Raw genomic sequence first — 14,997 nt, forward strand, 5'->3', positions numbered from 1 at the left:
CTGCCGCCATCAAAGGAGAGGCAACGGCCATGATCGATCGCACGGACACCCCCGTCACGTTCCGTCGGCGCGGGCGGGGGTGGGGGTCATGAGCACGGTGGACGGGCCCGTCGACCAGCCTCCCGTCGAGGCCGCGGCACGCACCAGAGCTCCTGCGGGGTCCTGGATTTCCTGGATCGCGCTGGCACTGATGACCACCAGTTCGGTGGCCAGCCTGCGGCCGTCGCCGACCATGGCCGTCTACGGCCTTGCGTGTGTCTTCCTCTACCTGATCCCGGCGATCGTGTTCCTGCTGCCGACCTCACTGGTCTCGGCGGAGCTGGCCTCGGGGTGGGAAGGCGGCGTCTACAACTGGGTTGCCCTCGGCATCTCCAAGCCGATGGGGTTCCTGGCCGTGTGGTGCCAGTTCGCCATGACCATCTTCTACTACCCGAGCCTGCTCGGCTACGTCGCCAGCACCCTGGCCTACGTCATCAACCCCGACCTGGCCAGCAACGGGGTATGGACCGCGCTGGTCATCATGGTCGCCTACTGGTCCGGCGTCTTCATCTCCTCGCGTGGCACCAAGGGTGTCGCCGGTCTGGCCAGCGGCGGCCTGATCATCGGCACCCTGATCCCGGGTGCGCTGCTGGTCATCCTCGGCATGGTCTTCCTCGGCCAGGGCAACCCCTCGGCGGCCCCGATGACCGCCGACAATCTGCTGCCCGCCTGGGCCGGGATCGCCAGCCTCGTGCTGATCGTCAACAATTTCCTGTCCTACTCCGGGATGGAAATGAACGCGGTGCACGTCTCCTCGCTGCGCAACCCGGCCAAGGAGTTCCCGCGGTCGATGTTCTTCGCCATGGGATTGGTGCTGCTGATCTTCATCCTGCCCGCGCTGGCGATCAGCTGGGTGGTGCCCGCCGAACAACTCTCCCTGACCGCCGGCGTGATGCAGGCCTTCGACGCCGTGTTCGCCCAATTCGGCTGGCAATGGCTGACACCGATCATCGGAATCATGCTCGTGGCAGCATCACTCGGTGGCATGCTGACCTGGCTGGCCGGACCGTCCAAGGGTCTGCTGCTGATCTCCCGCCAGGAAGGGTATCTGCCCCCGTTCCTGCAGCGGGTGAACAAGCAAGGCGTGCAACAGAACATTCTCGTCACGCAAGGTCTGGTCACCACCGTGATCGCCCTCTTGTACGCCTTCATCCCGGACGTGTCCAGCGCGTACTGGATCTTCTCGGTGATCACCACCCAGGTCTACCTGATCATGTACCTGCTGATGTTCGTCGCCGCGGTTCGGCTGCGCCGCAAGTTCCCCGACCACCCACGGGGGTACCGGGCACCGATGCTCGTCGGGCTCTGCGGGGTCGGCTTCGCCGCGTCCCTGGCGGCGTTGCTGATCGGGTTCGTCCCACCCTCGCAGTTCGGGGGCGGAAACGCCGGGGTGTACTTCCTGTTCGTCGCCGCCGGCGCACTCGGCCTCGGGCTCTTGGTGCCGTTCCTGTTCTACCGGATGCGGAAACCCTCCTGGAAGCAACCCGACCAACCGGAGGTGAGCTCGTCATGACCACCGGATCGGAAGCCTCGACCCGACGCGACCGCATGATCATCTACGGTCTCGTCACATTCATCATCGTGATCCTCACCGTCATCGCCCTGCTCCTGTTTCCCTATGTGTCGTCGAACCGAGAAGCCGAGGCCAAGGCGGATCAGCTCATCGCGGCCCTCGACCAGGCCGGCGCCCGCACACCGTCGCACGACCAGATCGTCGGGGTGCTCGGGGACGACGGCGGGGCGATCTGCGCCAACCCGAATGCGCCCCTGGCCCGGGCCACGTTGCTCACCCAGATGGTCAATGGAGCCGGCGGACCGGGCACCCGGCCGGTCGTCGTGGACGACCGGGTGGTCCAAGGGGAACAGTTGATCATCGAGATCTACTGCCCCGAGAAGCTACCCGAATTCCAGCAGTTCGTCGACGGCCTCGCGACCAGTGACGTGGCAGGTGAGTAGGCGATGGATCTGAAGGAGCGCATCACCGGTCTGATGCCGCAGGTGCGGGAGGAACTCGCCGAACTCGTCGCCATCAGATCCGTGGCGGACCCGCGCCAGTACCCACCCGAAGAATGCCGACACGCCGCCGACTGGGTGCGCACGAAGTTCAGCGAACTCGGCTTCGCCGACGTCCGTCTGGAAGAAACCGCCGACGGGAGCCTCGCCGTGGTGGGGTCGAGGAACTGCCCGAACCCGCAGGCCCCCACCGTGCTGCTCTACGCGCACTACGATGTCCAGCCACCATTAGACGACACCGCCTGGAAGAGTCCTCCCTTCGAGCTCACCGAGAAGGACGGACGCTGGTACGGACGCGGGACCGCCGACTGCAAAGGCAACATCCTCGCCCACCTGACGGCGCTGCGCGCCCTCGACGACGAGTTGCCGGTGCACCTGAAGCTGGTTGTCGAAGGCTCGGAGGAACAGGGCACCGGCGGTCTGGAAGCCTTCGTCCCCGACCACGCCGATCTGCTGCGAGCCGACGCGATCCTCGTCTGCGACACCGGAAACGCCGCCGTCGGCCGACCCGCCGCCACGGTCAGCCTCCGCGGCATGGTCAATGTCGTGGTCACCGTGCACGCCCTCACCTCCGAGGTGCACTCGGGCATGTTCGGTGGCGCCGCCCCGGACGCCCTCGCCGCCCTGGTGGCCATGCTGGCGACCCTGCGCGACAGCGCAGGCAACACCACAATCACCGGGTTGGACAACACCGACACCTGGTCCGGGGAGCCCTACCCGCCCGAACAATTCCGCGCGGACGCCGGCCTGCTCGACTCCGCACGGCTGCTCGGCGACGGCACCGTCTCCGACATGCTCTGGGCCCGCCCGGCGCTGACCATCCTCGGTATCGACTGCCCGCCGGTGCTCGGATCGGCGGCCGCAATCGCACCCCGAGCGCGCGCCCGGCTGAACCTACGCATCCCACCCGGACTCGAACCCGCACAGGCACAGCAGGCGCTGATCGAGCACCTGCGCTCAATCGCGCCGTGGGGCACCGCAGTCGACATCGAACTGGAAGCGTCCGGAGCACCGTTTCGAGCACGCACCGACGGACCGGCCTACCGGGCCCTCGATGCCGCCATGCAGGACGCGTACGGCCGGCCCATGGCACTGCTGGGGCAGGGCGGGTCGATCCCACTGTGCAACGTCCTCGCCGACACCTTCCCCGACGCCGAGATCATCATGATGGGCGTCGAGGAACCACAAGCCCTGATTCACGCACCCAACGAAAGCGTCGACCCCACCGAAATCGCGGCCATGTCCCTTGTCGAAGCACGCTTCCTCCAGCTCTACGCCAACACAGACAGCTGACTGGACTTCCTTGCGCCCGCGGTACTCAAGCCATGGCCGCACACGAGGTGGTCTTGCCGACCACGAAGCACCGGCCCTCTAGGTGCGCGTCGATCACGCGGGTGGGGCGAAAGTCTCGCGGCCCCAACTCGATCTGGTGCTGCAGCCACTCCGCTGGCGCGACGGCCGCCGACTCGGGGTCACCTCCGATCACCATCACCGACCAGTAGGTATCCGGTCAAGGATCCCGTACCGGACGTCCTGCCTCTGGTGAGTTCAGTTCAGTCGCTCGGTGAGGTGGACCTCGACCTCGTCACCGGCGTTCTTGCCGATCGCCTTGCGGATGGCAGCAGCCACCGGCAGCTTGTGGGTGCCGTCTCCCAGCGCCATGAACGCTCCGGTGAACGGGTGCGCGTCGACGGTCCCAGCGACCTTGACCAGACCACGGGTACCGAAGATCCGTGCTGAGTCGGGTAGTTGCACACACGTCCAAGTGTCCCCGGGGCGGACCTTGCCCAGCCGAGCGGTGAAGGTGATGTCCAGGGGTCGGGGGTCTGCCATGCTCTGCTCCTTCGCGCTGCTGGCCGGGGGCTGGCGTGCTTAGCGAGGCTCGTCCGTCTCCTCAAAGTAGACCAGACCGTTACCGTCGGGGCCGGTATGGGACAACATCGCCGGCACCCCTTCCATCCGGACCAGCTCCTCATTGTGTAGCGTCACGCCAGCCTCACGGACCTTGTCGAGGGCATGTTGAGCATCGGAGGTGCCCAACCGAATTGCCACCGGGATCTCACTGTCGGGCGGTAGGAGCACCAGCTCCTCATTCGAACCCCGGGGCACGACCTCGACCAGCCGTGCATCCGGCCACACCTCCACGTCGGTGCGGAGTTCGCAGCCCAGCACCCCGGTGGGGAACGTCAGTGCGGCATCCTGGTCAGCGACCGGAACCGAAACACTCCACACTGTCGTTTGTCGTCATCCCAATGAGACCCCTCTCCGCCCCGACACTCATCGCTTGAGCTGCGTGAGCCGGTCGTCCCGCAAGCCGGCCCCTCACCGGAGCTCGCTGACCCGCCCGAACCCGATAGCAGACGGTGGTGCTGGGCACTTCGAGGATGCTGGCGATCTGGGCGACAGTGTGTTCTCCGGCGTCATAGAGACGTTGAGCGAGGTCGATCTGGTCCTGGGTGAGTTTCGGCGCCCCGGCAATGGGAAGGTCACCGGACGGGTAGCGGTTCAGCGGCTGGACGTCTCGAAGCCGAGAGCACCGGCCGGCGTCGATCGGCGCCGGCCGGTGCTGGGGTGGTGCAGGTGAACGCTGAGCTGGTCTGGGTCTGCGGTCACACCCGGCGGCGGGTGCGGAGTCGATCCCAGATCAGCTCGAGGGCGACCGCCAGAGCCAGAACCGCCACCATCGCAGTGAACGTTTGCGGGGAGGTCCGCAGGGTCTGCACCGCGAAGACGACGAGCACGATCACGGTCGCCGCGATGCCGGTGACCAGGATCGCGGTGCGGGCCCGAATCTCTTTGCGCAGCCGGAAGGCGCCGATCGAGGTGACGAGGAAGATCGCCAACGCGACGACACTGCCCAGGGAGGCGATGGCGGTCAGGTCGACCAACAGGGCAAGGAGCAGGATCAGCACGGCCGAGATGGTCAGTCCCCGGGTTCCGCCGATGAGGGCTCGATGACCGAACACCGGTGGGAAGGTGCCGGTTTCGGCGAGTTTCGCGGTGGAGCCGACCGCCGCATAGATGTTGGCGTTGACCGACGACGAGGTGGCGAGCAGGGCGGCGAGGGCCATGATCGCGAAGCCGGCATCGCCGAGTGCGGGTTTGGCGGCGACCGCGAGGGCGGTGTCGCCGTGGGCGATGACCTCGTCGACCGGCAGCGTTCCGAAGACGCCGACGGCGATCAGGATGTAGAGGGTGACGGTGATGGCCAGCGACAGGTACATCGCGCGCGGCAGGTTGCGGTGCGGGTCGGGCAGATCCCCGCCGGTGAAGCTGACGACGGTGAACCCGAGATAGGCGAAGAAGGTCAGTGCCACGCTCGAAACGATGTCCACCGCCGGCGGGTAGGTGGACGGGGCGAGCAGGGCGGGATCGAGTTGGGCGAGGGTGACCGCGATGAAGACGGCGAAGACGGCGAGCAGGATCAGCACGATCACGGTCTGGACCCGGTCGATGAGCGTGGTGCCGGCGATGTTGACGGCGGCCACGAGCACGATCACGGCGGCGGTGAGGATTTTGCTCCACACGGTGGAGTCGTCGAAGAACAGTGCCGCACCGTAGTTGCCGAACGAGACGGCGACCATGGCGGTGACGATGAGGGCGGCGAAGTAGAGCAGCCACGAGGCGGTGGCGGTGATGTGTCCCCGGCCGTACGCCTGCAGCAGGAACGTCACGATGCCACCCGAAGACGGATACCGCGCACCGAGCTTGGCCACTGCGTACCCCTGCAAGGTGGCCACCACCCCCGCGAGCAGGAACGAGAGCCACACGGCCGCCCCGGCCACCGCCCCGGCCTCACCGAGGAGCGCGAAGATCCCCGCCCCGACCATTGATCCGACCCCGAGGAATGCGGCACCGCGCACCGTCATCGACCGTGCGCCCGCCGAATCGTCTCCCGCAGCGGAAGGGTCCCCCGTTGCACCGTCACGGTCGCCGGGTGAGCTGGGGACGGTCTCGTCCATGTCTTTCATGATGCCCCCGACGGCCACCGCCGGTATCCGGTTCGGCTCGGGAAGCTATCACCAGCTCACCCGGTACCGGGGTACCGGATGCGTTGCGGGGGTTCGAACCGTCGCCGCAGCAATCGCCCTCGGGTGTCCGTTTCTTACCACGGCGGGCAACAGTGGTGCGAAGATGAGGCATGCGCCGCCACCGTTGGCCGGCCATCACGCCGCCCTCCGACCGTGGTGTTCGTGTGCTCGCACCGGCACCGATCGTGGCCGAGAAGGATCTGGCGCTCGAATTGTCCGCGGTCACCGCGTTCGCGTCCGGGCTGTTGCTGCAGCTGGCGATGCGTGTGACCGGGATCCGGGCTGACTTCGCCCGCTTCGAAACTCGCCCGCTGACCGACCCGCAGGACTGGGGGGCGCAGTGGTCGTACCTGGACGTCCGTGTCCGCGTCGATGACCTCGACGGCCCCGCGGACCCGCTCCACCGAAGCGAACCCCCCTTCGATGAATCCGGGCCATACCGGACGACCCCGATGTACTGGATCAGCTCCTACCCGCGCTCCGGGGCGCTGGTCGTCACCACCAGTTGGACCGAGATCGGCCTGCGCCCGGCTTCCCTCACGCTGGCCCTCGGCCCGAGCCCCTTCCCCACGGCCTCCGAATCCGACGCGGGACGGTAAACGGTCACCGCGACCGTGGGGACACCCGGCGCCTCGGCGGCCAGACCATGCGGTGTCTGCGGGACGACAGCTCCGCGCGGCCGGCACACGAAAGCAGCGCACCGACTGTCGGTTTCAGTCTGTTGCGGGGGCTCTGTGGCCGGGCCCCGTGCGCTGCGACCTCGGGTGCGCCGGCGCGTGGCTGTCGGACATCACCCGCCGCCACCACGAGTCGAGCGGACTGGGGTCGGGCCACTGGATCGGATCATCATCGGTAAGGCAGCAAGGTGGGTGTGGGAGGAGTGCGTCGGATTCGGTGGAGTGCACCGCGCTCCCTGTGTGTCGGGTCGCAGTGGCGGGCAGGAATACGTGCATGTCAGGTGGGCGACGGCTTCTGGCCGGGGTCCGCTGAGCCGGGGTCGCCGTGGCCGGCGTACATCGCCTGGATCCGTTGCAGGATCTCTGGTGTGCTCAGTACTCGGCTGGTGGGAATCGCGTGATGCGGTGCGCTCGCGGACGAAGCGTGAAGGTGGGTCATGTGGTTACTCTCAGCAGCATGGTGGACGCGCGGAGCGGCCGGGCACGGGCACCTCTCCCGGTCACCCGTCAGTGTTCCTAGTCGAGCATCGGGGCGGGTAGGGGCGAAAGTCCTCTCCCGCCGGTCTCACCGAGGACCGTAGCGTCGGGTGTGGTGACGCCGGTTGCGGCCCTGGGATGGTTCTCGAGGTCCCGTCGGGCAGCCTTCTCGACGAGCAGCGGAACGAAATCGCGGATCCGACCGTTGTCGAACCGCTTGTGAATGATCCGCACGGTGTATTCGATGTCCCCCGCTGAGACGGACGGGTACCGGGCGATCAACCGCTCGATGACCTGTTCGACCTGGAGACTTTCGTCGTCGCCAGTCATGTTGACTATCGTCTGCCCCGACCGTCGGTGTCGTCAAGATGCCGCCGGCCAGGGGAGTTTTCGCGATCATCAGCAACGTTGCTCGTCGCCGGTAGCGTCCAGCCGGAATTCAAGGTTTTCCCGCGAAGACTGTCCGGGGCGGCGGACAATCGTGGTACCGAACGAATCGGATCTGCACGGGAAGGGGACAGCCGTGTCGGAGTATCCCTCGGCCAAGCAACGCTTCGCGGGCGGCACCTCGATGGCGGCGGCCGTCATCATGGTCACCGTCGGCCTCATCCAGTTCTTCCAGGGCCTCGCCGCGGTCGCCGAGAACGAAGTGTTCGTGGCCGGGGTGGACTACGTCTACAAGTTCGATCTGACCACCTGGGGCTGGATCCACATCGTCCTGGGCGCCCTCGTCGCGATCGTCGGCCTGGCCTTGTTCACCGGCGCCGGATGGGCCCGGGTGTCGGCGATCATTGTTGCCGCGGTCTCGATTCTGGCGAACTTCCTGTGGCTGCCGTACTACCCGTGGTGGTCGGTGCTGATCATCGCACTCGATGTCGTCGTCATCTGGGCCGTCTCGACCTGGAACCCGGTCGCGGACGACAGCCGGGTGCGTCGCACCTATGGGGGCACTGATCCGGGCCAGGCACCGACGGGCGACACGCGAGGTCGGTGACGACTACCCGCATCAGCCCCGGCCGCCGATCCTGCCCACCGTGCCCCTGACCGGGCTGATCAGCAGTCCGACCCAGGCATGCGGCGGCGGGAACCTCGAGATTCGCAGCCCGGCGCGGCGGGTGGGTCACCGGGCCAGACGCGCGGCGTCCGCCCGGGCCCGCTGGGCGGCCTGTAGTTCGAGTCCGTACAGCAGCCCGAACGCGAACCCGTTCTCGCCCGGGGTGTTACCGGCGCGGGCGCCGAGCGCACGGAGGGTCTGCGCGGCCACGACGCTGTCCTGGTGCTCGCCGAGAATCGTCTGGATCTTCTTGTACTTCTTCGACTCCTTCTTCGCTTTCTTCTTTCCGAGGATCGGCGCGGCGAGTTCGGCGGCGTAGCGGGCCCGCTTGGCGGCCTTACGCGCCCGATGCAGTGCCGCGTCATCGGGGTCGGAGACCGTGGCGGTCAGCCTCTTGTTCGCTTTCCGTCCGGCCTTGCGGGTCGCCTTCGTCACCGCAGATTCGGTGGCGGGGGCGGCCCAGGGCGGGGTGGTGCGCCACCGGCCCACCGTGGCGATCAGGTCCCGGTAGCGGTCGCTGTCGAGGGCGTCCATCGCGTGGCCGAGATAACGGTATTGCTCGGCGAGCAGATCGTTTTCGATTCGGGCGGCGACCGGTCCCATCACCAACTCGCTCGGCAGGTCCGCCACCGCGCCGGTGAACCGTGCCCGTTGCACGTGCCGGTCCCGCACCTCGCCGAGTACCCCGGCGTACCAGGATAATTCGGCGTCGAGGTGCGCCGCGGTCTCGGCATCGAACAGTGTCTTGAAGACCCGTAGGGTGCTGCGGAACCGTCGGATCCCGACCCGGGTGGAGTGGATCGGGTCCAGCCCGCGGCGCAGCCACACGTCACCGGCCACGATCGCCTGCACCTGGGCGTCGAGGTAGCGCGTGATCGCCTCCCGAGCCGGGGACCCGGAGTCGGCACCGTCGGGGGTGTGGTCGCCGGTGAGCGCACGGCCGAGCGTCGACGCGTGCATCGACGGGCTGGCACCCGCCCGGGTGAGCCGTTTGTCGATCTTGGTGAGCAGGGACCGCCCCACGCCGTCCCCGAGGTCGACGTCGACCTCCCGCCATTCGCTGACCAGTGCAGCGTCACCGGCGACGGTGGCGTGCACGACGTCGTCGGTGACTTCTGCGAGCAGGTGCTCGTCGCGGTCGAGGAGGCGGTGGGCGCGCCGGGTGGTGGACACCGCTGCCATCTGGCGGAGGGGTTCGCCCAGTGCGATCCCGGTGACCAGGGTGGCCAGCTCCTCCGGGACCGCGTCCCCGGTGGCCGCGGGCGTCCGGATGTCGGTGCGGGCCTTGTCGGCGGGGACCATCAATCGCCATCCGGTGTCGGTGCCGTCGGTGTGGTGAGCCAGCGTGATGTGATGACGCAACAGGTCCCGGTCGGCGGTGTCGTAATAGAGTCTTGTCGGGTTCGCGTCGCCGGTCTCGATGCGCCCACCGGCCGGGACCATCCCACCGAGATCCGGCAGGGAAAAATCGAGGCCCACGTCGTACGGGTTTGCCCGGTCATGCTGCGACGACACCATGCGTCCAGTCTGCACCTGACAGTAAAACGGCCAGTGCCTTTCGCGGCAACGTCTCGGTCACCGGTCCTGTTTGTCTCGGTCGAGGTCGCCGCGACGGTGACCAAGGGCATCGTCGGCCTCGGCGACGCCGGTGGCCGGCGCGGCTGATCGCGCAGCGGCGGCGAACACGCTCGGCGCGATTCTGCGCTTCTGCTGTGGTCGCCGTCACATGGGTCGCAGATGCCGAAATTGTTCCGCGAGCCTGCCCGCGCCTGATCTGCTGTTCGGTGAGTAGCGTCCGCTGCCAGGCGAGTCTGAGAACGTGATCGAACAGCCCCGTGAATCGGTCCGGCGGTTGATCCGTCGCGGCGGCCGACTTCATCTGTGGAACAAGTGATTCGAGATCTTCTTCACGCAGGGTGATCATTCGGGCGAGGGCATCGGACGCCGTACCAGCATGTGATGGGATTGGGACCCGAGGATCGTCGGCATGCAACGAAGGACGCCGGGTGCAACACACCGACCTGCGCACGGGGGTATCGCTGATCGAGCGAGGTTGGTGGACGTCGCGCGTTGTGTGCAATGTGAGCTTGCAGGGTGGCCCGCTCGTGATCACTGCGTTGGCGCCATTGGCAATGGCGCGGCGCTACCGATCAGACTCGGCCGCGTTCGATTCTGGGAGGCACACGTCGGGCGCCGCCGAGTTGCACGAGTTGGGCGCCGAATCGGGTTTCGGTCCGGTCGGGCACGCACCACGCGCTGGTCGAGGGCACGACACCCGCTATTTGTCCGACAGTGGATTGGGGCAGATACGTCGCGTAGAGCCGAGACAACGACGATGATCCGTGGAGGTGGATCGTTGCGCGGAACGTGAACGAGCACCGGACCTGATGCGACGACAGGAGGCAAAGACAATGGGAAGCAATGAGCCAAGTCTCAGGGAACTCGCTGTCAACGAATGTTGGGCGCTGCTTCGTACCGAGAGTGTTGGCCGTCTCGCTGTGTGGGTGGACGACCACCCGGATATCTTTCCCCTCAATTATGCGGTCGATCATGGAACCCTCGTGTTTCGATCCGGGAGAGGCACCAAGGTGTCCGCTGCGCTGTCAGATGCGCCGGTTGCGCTGGAAGTCGACGGCTACGAGGCTCCGTCGCGCGAAGCGTGGAGCGTGGTGATCAAGGGCCGTGCGGAGGGGATCCGTGAAGTCGACGAGTTGATGGACACCGTGGATTTGCCGCTCTTTCCGTGGCAGGCCGGGGCGAAGAACCTTTTCATCCGACTCGTTCCCACCCACGTGACCGGCCGCCGGTTTCCGGTTGTCGACCCGGCCATGTGGCAAACTCCCTTCTCGAACGTGCGGCGTTCGCCTTCGGAGTAGCTGTGTGGACGGCACACCTACCCCGCGCCGGCCTCGACGTGAACGTGGTGATGGACAACGGCTCCACGAACAAGACGCCGGTGGTCGAGCGGTTGGATGAGGTTGCCGCTGAAGTGTGGATACCGGCGACGTCGCTAACGCATTGGACGGTCCCGCGCGAACGGAGCGCACCCAACTCCCGGTACACGTCGGCGGACTCCTTCGACGTGTACGGGGTCCCGTTGTCGCTGTTAAACCGAATTCCGTTTAACAGCGGCAAGGGCTGTCAATTTACGGCGGTTCGGTTCACCCAGCGGCTCGTCGACGCGGGCATCGCCCCGTCCACCGGAAGCGTCGGGGACAGCTTCGACAATGCGCTCGCCGAAAACCTGTGGTCGACACTCAAGATCGAGCTTATCTATTGGCCAGCAAAAATATTCGCCACCAGAGCCGAGGCGGAGGCGGCGTTGTTCCGCTACATCGATGGTTGGTACAACCCGCGCAGGATTCAGGCCGGCCTGCGCGGACTGTCACCCGACGAATACGAACGCGCCTACTACGACCGACCAGACGGACAGGAGACAGATATCATAGAACCCGAGCTCGTCGGAGCCAGATAGAAAAGTCTCCGGAGAAGCGGGGGAATCTCAGGTCAGTAGTTCGAGCCGTAGCTGGCGTGCGACCGGCGGCCGCTGGGGTGTGATTGCGGGCCATCGGAAGTGGTTGTGGAAGGTCACCGCGCCGCCCCGGCGGGCGTAGACGGTGAGCGCCGCCCCGACTGTGCTGGCGGGGGTTCGTCAGCCATATCACCCGAAACCGGTGCCGCCACCGGGTGACGGGGTAGGCGCGGGATTGTGTCGCCAGTGCCAGCGCGTAGATGGCGTACGCGACTATCCCGACCAGCGTGAGTGCGATCGCCACGAGCAGGACCATGAGGACGTCATCGAGCGCGACGGTGGTGAGTGCCGCCGCGAATAGTGCGGCTGGGAGCATTGTCAGTGCCAGGGCCACTCACCAGCGCCCTGGTGCGGGCGCCTGAAGTGGCCGAGCTGCAGACGCGCCGCGGCACGAACTCGGGGGCCGGGCGGCGGGTTCGCAGTCCTCCAGCGGTCGATGCCGTCGAAGACGCGAGTGGTGGTGCACTCGCCGTCAGGCCATCCTTGGTGCGCGTCGATCACCGCGCATTCCTAATCATTGAACTGGGCAGATGACACGTCCCTGTGATGTCCGAAGGGTCACGCCCGCAACGCGATACTGTCCACACAACGTCCAGTCAGCTCAGACGATGGGGGATGCCATGACCGATGCAGCAACTACACGGCCGCCGCTCGGGAAGGTTCTGACGGCCGATGAGGTCGCCCGGTTCGTGGCCCGCGTCGCGTACCCCACCGGCCCGGTGGTGCTGGTGGACGAGGAACTCGCCCGGACCGCGCCGGCGCGGGCCTACGGTGATTGGCGGGGTGCGCTCGGTCTGCCGGACCTGGCGGAGAAGGCGCGCACGCTTCTGCCCGAGACAGCCGACGGCTGCGCCGCGGCCGACACCGCCCCTGATTCCGGGTCCGGCGCGTAGCGACCACCTCGGCTCGGTTCCCGGGTCGCCGGCGCCTGAGGGGTGAGAGGGCGCGGGGTATGACATTGCGGCTGCCGACCACTCTCGCGACGGATTCGGACCACGTCCGGTCACGGCGCTGACGAAGTATTACGGCCACCCGTGTCTGGGCGACGACGCCTATGTCGGCGCGCGGTTCGACTCGTGGTCCAGCACACCGGGGAATATGTTCGAACCGACGGAGCCGACCACCATGAATCACGAGCCGATGACGCAGGAGCGCAGGGAGGCGTTCTGGCGGAAGTGCCGGTGGACGCCCGATCTGCCGCCGGAGCAGCGCAGGGCGATCGAGCAGGTCTGGTCGGACGAGAAGATCGAGGAAGCCGAGGCCCTCGGCTTCTGATTGGTGGCCGCCGCGTCGACCCGCTCGCCGCATACAGCCGGCCGGACGCCGAGCGAGCCGACTTCGCTTCGCGTGGGCTATCGAGCCCGACCCTGTACGAGCTGCCGTCGTCGGATGAGGATCTGTACCGATTGGGGAAGATCGCGGTAACGCGGATGGTCCGGTGAGCCCGTGTTCGTATAGGCGGATGGAGGTCGGGTCGTCGCTGCGTGAGCGTGGGGTGACCTGCGTAAACGGTGGCCGGACCCGTACACTGTGGGCACCGACCGTAGCGGTAGTTGGCTTGAGCAATGAGGGAGCGAGAGATGACCGTCGTCAATATGAAGGTCACCCGGCAGAAGCTCATGCAGACCGCGATCCTGGACAAGGTCGAGCGCGAGCATCTGCCCCTCGACACGGTCCGCGTCCGCCGCAGTCTGCAGAGTGTCCGCGAGCATGTCAGTCGCAGCCCGTACTTCACCGACTTCCTGGATCGGTGGGAACGAATCGTCGAGAACAACGACGTCGAGACCCTTCGTCGGATCGTCGAGTCGGACGACGAGACTGGGAACGAGATGCGCAACCTTTCCCCGCTGCACGTGCTGCTGACCGAGGATGAACGAATGAAGGTCCTCGATGATCTGCGTGAGCTCGTCCTGAAGTGAACCGCGAGGAGCTCGAGCAGGTCATCAAGGCAGCCTGCGCGAACCTCGACGAGGGTCAGGTGATTGTCTTCGGCTCCCAGTCGATCCTCGGGACCTACGACGAAACGGAGTTGCCGGAGTACGCGACTTTGTCGCGTGAGGTCGATGTGTTTCCGCGGAGCGGCATCGACGCTCGGCGTCGCCGGCAGTGGTGGAGAAGATCCTCATCCTCAACGGACGCCTGGGTGAAGGCTCACCGTTTCATGAGTCTTTCGGCGTGTACGTCGAGGGGATCCACAAGGACGTAGTGGTACTGCCGAAGCAATGGGACAACCGGCTGGTCGCGGTGAAGGTCGAGGACGGGTCGGAATACGGGCGGACGGGCTTTTGTCTCGATCCCGTCGACCTGTGTGCGTCCAAGGCCATCGCTGGTCGTGAGAAGGACCACGTGTTCGTGGCGGCTCTCGTGGAGGACGGGATCGTCACTGCCACCCAGATTCTCGGCCGCATCGACAATTACGGGATCGAGTGGCCCGACACCTACGACGCTGACAAGGATGTAGCACTCGGTCGTGCCCGGAACTGGCTCGCCGGCCTCGAGAAATTCGACGACGGCCACGGCTGATCGGGACGAAGCCGCGCCGGACCAAGTCTGAACGCAGACCACGGGGCGACCGTGATCGGCCTGCACCACCTCCTGTCGGCGGGAGGTCCCAGCGAGGGCGACCCGCGCGATCCTCGACAGGAAAGCAGAGGCACTGAACGCCCTTCTGGCGGCGATAGGCCCGGATCGGGACCTGGTTTGACGTACCGGACCCGCTGGCCCCGGGATGGCCTCGTGGGGCCTGGAAACGGCCCTGTGGGCGCTGCGGGGAATCGGCCGGACGAAGGCGACGAAGTTGATTGCCCGCAAACGCCCCCGGCTGTACCCGATCTTCGGTTTCGGTGGTGAGTCAGGTCCTGGGCACCGGACCGGGCACGTCTGTACCCGGTCCGGGAGGCGCTGCGGGCCGACGGCGCGACATTGCATCGCCGGTTGCTGTCGATCCGCGGGGAGGCGGGCCTGCCTCCCCGAAGGGATCTCCGTACTGCGCGTGTTTGATGTGATCGCGTGGATGGGCGGGAAGGCTCGCGGCCTGGGCGAGCCGTCGGACCGGGGGAGGTGACACGTCCCGGTGTGTTGTCTTCGTCGGGTGCATGAGGATGATGGTTATGCGGATGAAGTTTCATGAGCAGCTCGACGAGCTGACTGACCGTTTGGCGTCGATGTGCCGGC

The 14,997-nt window shown here is 66.6% G+C and carries 18 protein-coding genes; 12 read left to right on the forward strand and 6 right to left on the reverse strand.

The window, feature by feature from the left end:
• Positions 1-88: 88 nt before the first annotated feature.
• Genes CJ179_RS37935 through CJ179_RS37945 form a run of 3 tightly spaced genes read left to right on the forward strand, consistent with a single transcriptional unit; the run spans position 89 to position 3,345 of the window.
• Positions 89-1,552 carry an APC family permease gene (locus CJ179_RS37935; protein WP_095864938.1) on the forward strand — a complete coding sequence of 488 codons (1,464 nt, stop codon included), beginning with the start codon at positions 89-91 and terminating at the stop codon, positions 1,550-1,552.
• On the forward strand, positions 1,549-1,995 hold the full coding sequence (locus CJ179_RS37940; protein WP_095864915.1) for a hypothetical protein: 447 nt from the start codon (positions 1,549-1,551) through the stop codon (positions 1,993-1,995). Before CJ179_RS37935 ends, CJ179_RS37940 begins: the two co-directional genes overlap by 4 nt.
• A 3-nt stretch (positions 1,996-1,998) precedes the next feature.
• A complete protein-coding gene (locus CJ179_RS37945; RefSeq protein WP_095864916.1) occupies positions 1,999-3,345 on the forward strand; it encodes a dipeptidase in 1,347 nt (448 codons plus the stop codon).
• A 255-nt stretch (positions 3,346-3,600) separates the two neighbouring features.
• Here the strand turns inward: CJ179_RS37945 and CJ179_RS37950 are convergent, their stop codons facing one another.
• From CJ179_RS37950 to CJ179_RS37960, 3 genes are all read right to left on the reverse strand, one after another.
• The gene (locus CJ179_RS37950; protein WP_095864917.1) at positions 3,601-3,885 is read right to left on the reverse strand and encodes a DUF1905 domain-containing protein; all 285 of its coding nucleotides are present in this window, start codon (positions 3,883-3,885) and stop codon (positions 3,601-3,603) included.
• Positions 3,886-3,924: 39 nt separating this feature from the next.
• Positions 3,925-4,284: a glyoxalase gene (locus CJ179_RS37955; protein WP_095864918.1), complete on the reverse strand. Its 360-nt coding sequence runs from the start codon at positions 4,282-4,284 to the stop codon at positions 3,925-3,927.
• A gap of 377 nt (positions 4,285-4,661) precedes the next feature.
• Positions 4,662-6,014, reverse strand: coding sequence for an APC family permease (locus tag CJ179_RS37960; RefSeq protein ID WP_095864939.1), 1,353 nt, complete (start codon positions 6,012-6,014; stop codon positions 4,662-4,664).
• 179 nt (positions 6,015-6,193) lie between these two features.
• On the opposite strand from CJ179_RS37960, the gene CJ179_RS37965 reads away from it, so the two are divergent.
• On the forward strand, positions 6,194-6,682 hold the full coding sequence (locus CJ179_RS37965) for a hypothetical protein (protein WP_095864919.1): 489 nt from the start codon (positions 6,194-6,196) through the stop codon (positions 6,680-6,682).
• 355 nt (positions 6,683-7,037) lie between these two features.
• Here the strand turns inward: CJ179_RS37965 and CJ179_RS51730 are convergent, their stop codons facing one another.
• Together CJ179_RS51730 and CJ179_RS53395 are read right to left on the reverse strand one after the other, a co-directional pair.
• The gene (locus CJ179_RS51730; RefSeq protein WP_179377821.1) at positions 7,038-7,199 is read right to left on the reverse strand and encodes a hypothetical protein; all 162 of its coding nucleotides are present in this window, start codon (positions 7,197-7,199) and stop codon (positions 7,038-7,040) included.
• Positions 7,200-7,276: 77 nt separating this feature from the next.
• Positions 7,277-7,567, reverse strand: a complete 291-nt coding sequence (locus tag CJ179_RS53395; RefSeq protein WP_257016004.1) for a three-helix bundle dimerization domain-containing protein — start codon at positions 7,565-7,567, stop codon at positions 7,277-7,279.
• A 193-nt stretch (positions 7,568-7,760) separates the two neighbouring features.
• Between CJ179_RS53395 and CJ179_RS37975 the strand changes: the two genes are divergently transcribed.
• Positions 7,761-8,231: a hypothetical protein gene (locus CJ179_RS37975; RefSeq protein WP_373560183.1), complete on the forward strand. Its 471-nt coding sequence runs from the start codon at positions 7,761-7,763 to the stop codon at positions 8,229-8,231.
• A 126-nt stretch (positions 8,232-8,357) separates the two neighbouring features.
• Here the strand turns inward: CJ179_RS37975 and CJ179_RS37980 are convergent, their stop codons facing one another.
• Complete coding sequence (locus CJ179_RS37980) at positions 8,358-9,809, reverse strand: CYTH and CHAD domain-containing protein (RefSeq protein ID WP_095864920.1); 1,452 nt, start codon at positions 9,807-9,809, stop codon at positions 8,358-8,360.
• An 893-nt stretch (positions 9,810-10,702) separates the two neighbouring features.
• Here CJ179_RS37980 and CJ179_RS37985 point away from each other — a divergent pair.
• The 7 genes from CJ179_RS37985 to CJ179_RS53405 all read left to right on the forward strand — a co-directional run bounded on the left by CJ179_RS37985 (position 10,703) and on the right by CJ179_RS53405 (position 14,887).
• Positions 10,703-11,167: a pyridoxamine 5'-phosphate oxidase family protein gene (locus CJ179_RS37985; RefSeq protein ID WP_061043996.1), complete on the forward strand. Its 465-nt coding sequence runs from the start codon at positions 10,703-10,705 to the stop codon at positions 11,165-11,167.
• A 2-nt stretch (positions 11,168-11,169) separates the two neighbouring features.
• Positions 11,170-11,766, forward strand: coding sequence for an IS3 family transposase (locus tag CJ179_RS54230; RefSeq protein ID WP_095864921.1), 597 nt, complete (start codon positions 11,170-11,172; stop codon positions 11,764-11,766).
• Between the two features lie 677 nt (positions 11,767-12,443).
• Positions 12,444-12,716 (forward strand): hypothetical protein, encoded by a 273-nt coding sequence (locus CJ179_RS38000; protein WP_095864922.1) that lies wholly within the window; start codon positions 12,444-12,446, stop codon positions 12,714-12,716.
• 232 nt (positions 12,717-12,948) lie between these two features.
• Complete coding sequence (locus CJ179_RS51735; protein ID WP_179377813.1) at positions 12,949-13,098, forward strand: hypothetical protein; 150 nt, start codon at positions 12,949-12,951, stop codon at positions 13,096-13,098.
• A gap of 305 nt (positions 13,099-13,403) precedes the next feature.
• Complete coding sequence (locus CJ179_RS38005) at positions 13,404-13,742, forward strand: hypothetical protein (RefSeq protein ID WP_095864923.1); 339 nt, start codon at positions 13,404-13,406, stop codon at positions 13,740-13,742.
• 190 nt (positions 13,743-13,932) lie between these two features.
• Entirely contained in the window at positions 13,933-14,346 is a 414-nt protein-coding gene (locus tag CJ179_RS38010; protein ID WP_257016005.1) for a hypothetical protein, read from the forward strand.
• A 205-nt stretch (positions 14,347-14,551) separates the two neighbouring features.
• Entirely contained in the window at positions 14,552-14,887 is a 336-nt protein-coding gene (locus CJ179_RS53405; RefSeq protein WP_257016006.1) for a DUF6308 family protein, read from the forward strand.
• The last annotated feature ends 110 nt before the right edge of the window (positions 14,888-14,997 follow it).

Origin of the sequence: Rhodococcus sp. ACS1 (genome assembly GCF_002300155.1) — a bacterium.
GTDB classification, from domain to species: Bacteria; Actinomycetota; Actinomycetes; order Mycobacteriales; family Mycobacteriaceae; genus Rhodococcus_F; species Rhodococcus_F koreensis.

Bases quoted from the DNA above. Each gene is read 5' to 3' on its own strand.
- CJ179_RS51735 (WP_179377813.1), top strand. From the start codon at position 12,949: ATGAATCACGAGCCGATGACGCAGGAGCGCAGGGAGGCGTTCTGGCGG.
- CJ179_RS37940 (WP_095864915.1), top strand. From the start codon at position 1,549: ATGACCACCGGATCGGAAGCCTCGACCCGACGCGACCGCATGATCATC.
- CJ179_RS38005 (WP_095864923.1), top strand. From the start codon at position 13,404: ATGACCGTCGTCAATATGAAGGTCACCCGGCAGAAGCTCATGCAGACC.
- CJ179_RS37985 (WP_061043996.1), top strand. From the start codon at position 10,703: ATGGGAAGCAATGAGCCAAGTCTCAGGGAACTCGCTGTCAACGAATGT.
- CJ179_RS37960 (WP_095864939.1), bottom strand. From the start codon at position 6,014: ATGGACGAGACCGTCCCCAGCTCACCCGGCGACCGTGACGGTGCAACG.
- CJ179_RS37950 (WP_095864917.1), bottom strand. From the start codon at position 3,885: ATGGCAGACCCCCGACCCCTGGACATCACCTTCACCGCTCGGCTGGGC.
- CJ179_RS37945 (WP_095864916.1), top strand. From the start codon at position 1,999: ATGGATCTGAAGGAGCGCATCACCGGTCTGATGCCGCAGGTGCGGGAG.
- CJ179_RS37980 (WP_095864920.1), bottom strand. From the start codon at position 9,809: ATGGTGTCGTCGCAGCATGACCGGGCAAACCCGTACGACGTGGGCCTC.
- CJ179_RS53405 (WP_257016006.1), top strand. From the start codon at position 14,552: ATGGCCTCGTGGGGCCTGGAAACGGCCCTGTGGGCGCTGCGGGGAATC.
- CJ179_RS53395 (WP_257016004.1), bottom strand. From the start codon at position 7,567: ATGACTGGCGACGACGAAAGTCTCCAGGTCGAACAGGTCATCGAGCGG.
- CJ179_RS37935 (WP_095864938.1), top strand. From the start codon at position 89: ATGAGCACGGTGGACGGGCCCGTCGACCAGCCTCCCGTCGAGGCCGCG.
- CJ179_RS38000 (WP_095864922.1), top strand. From the start codon at position 12,444: ATGACCGATGCAGCAACTACACGGCCGCCGCTCGGGAAGGTTCTGACG.
- CJ179_RS51730 (WP_179377821.1), bottom strand. From the start codon at position 7,199: ATGACCCACCTTCACGCTTCGTCCGCGAGCGCACCGCATCACGCGATT.
- CJ179_RS37965 (WP_095864919.1), top strand. From the start codon at position 6,194: ATGCGCCGCCACCGTTGGCCGGCCATCACGCCGCCCTCCGACCGTGGT.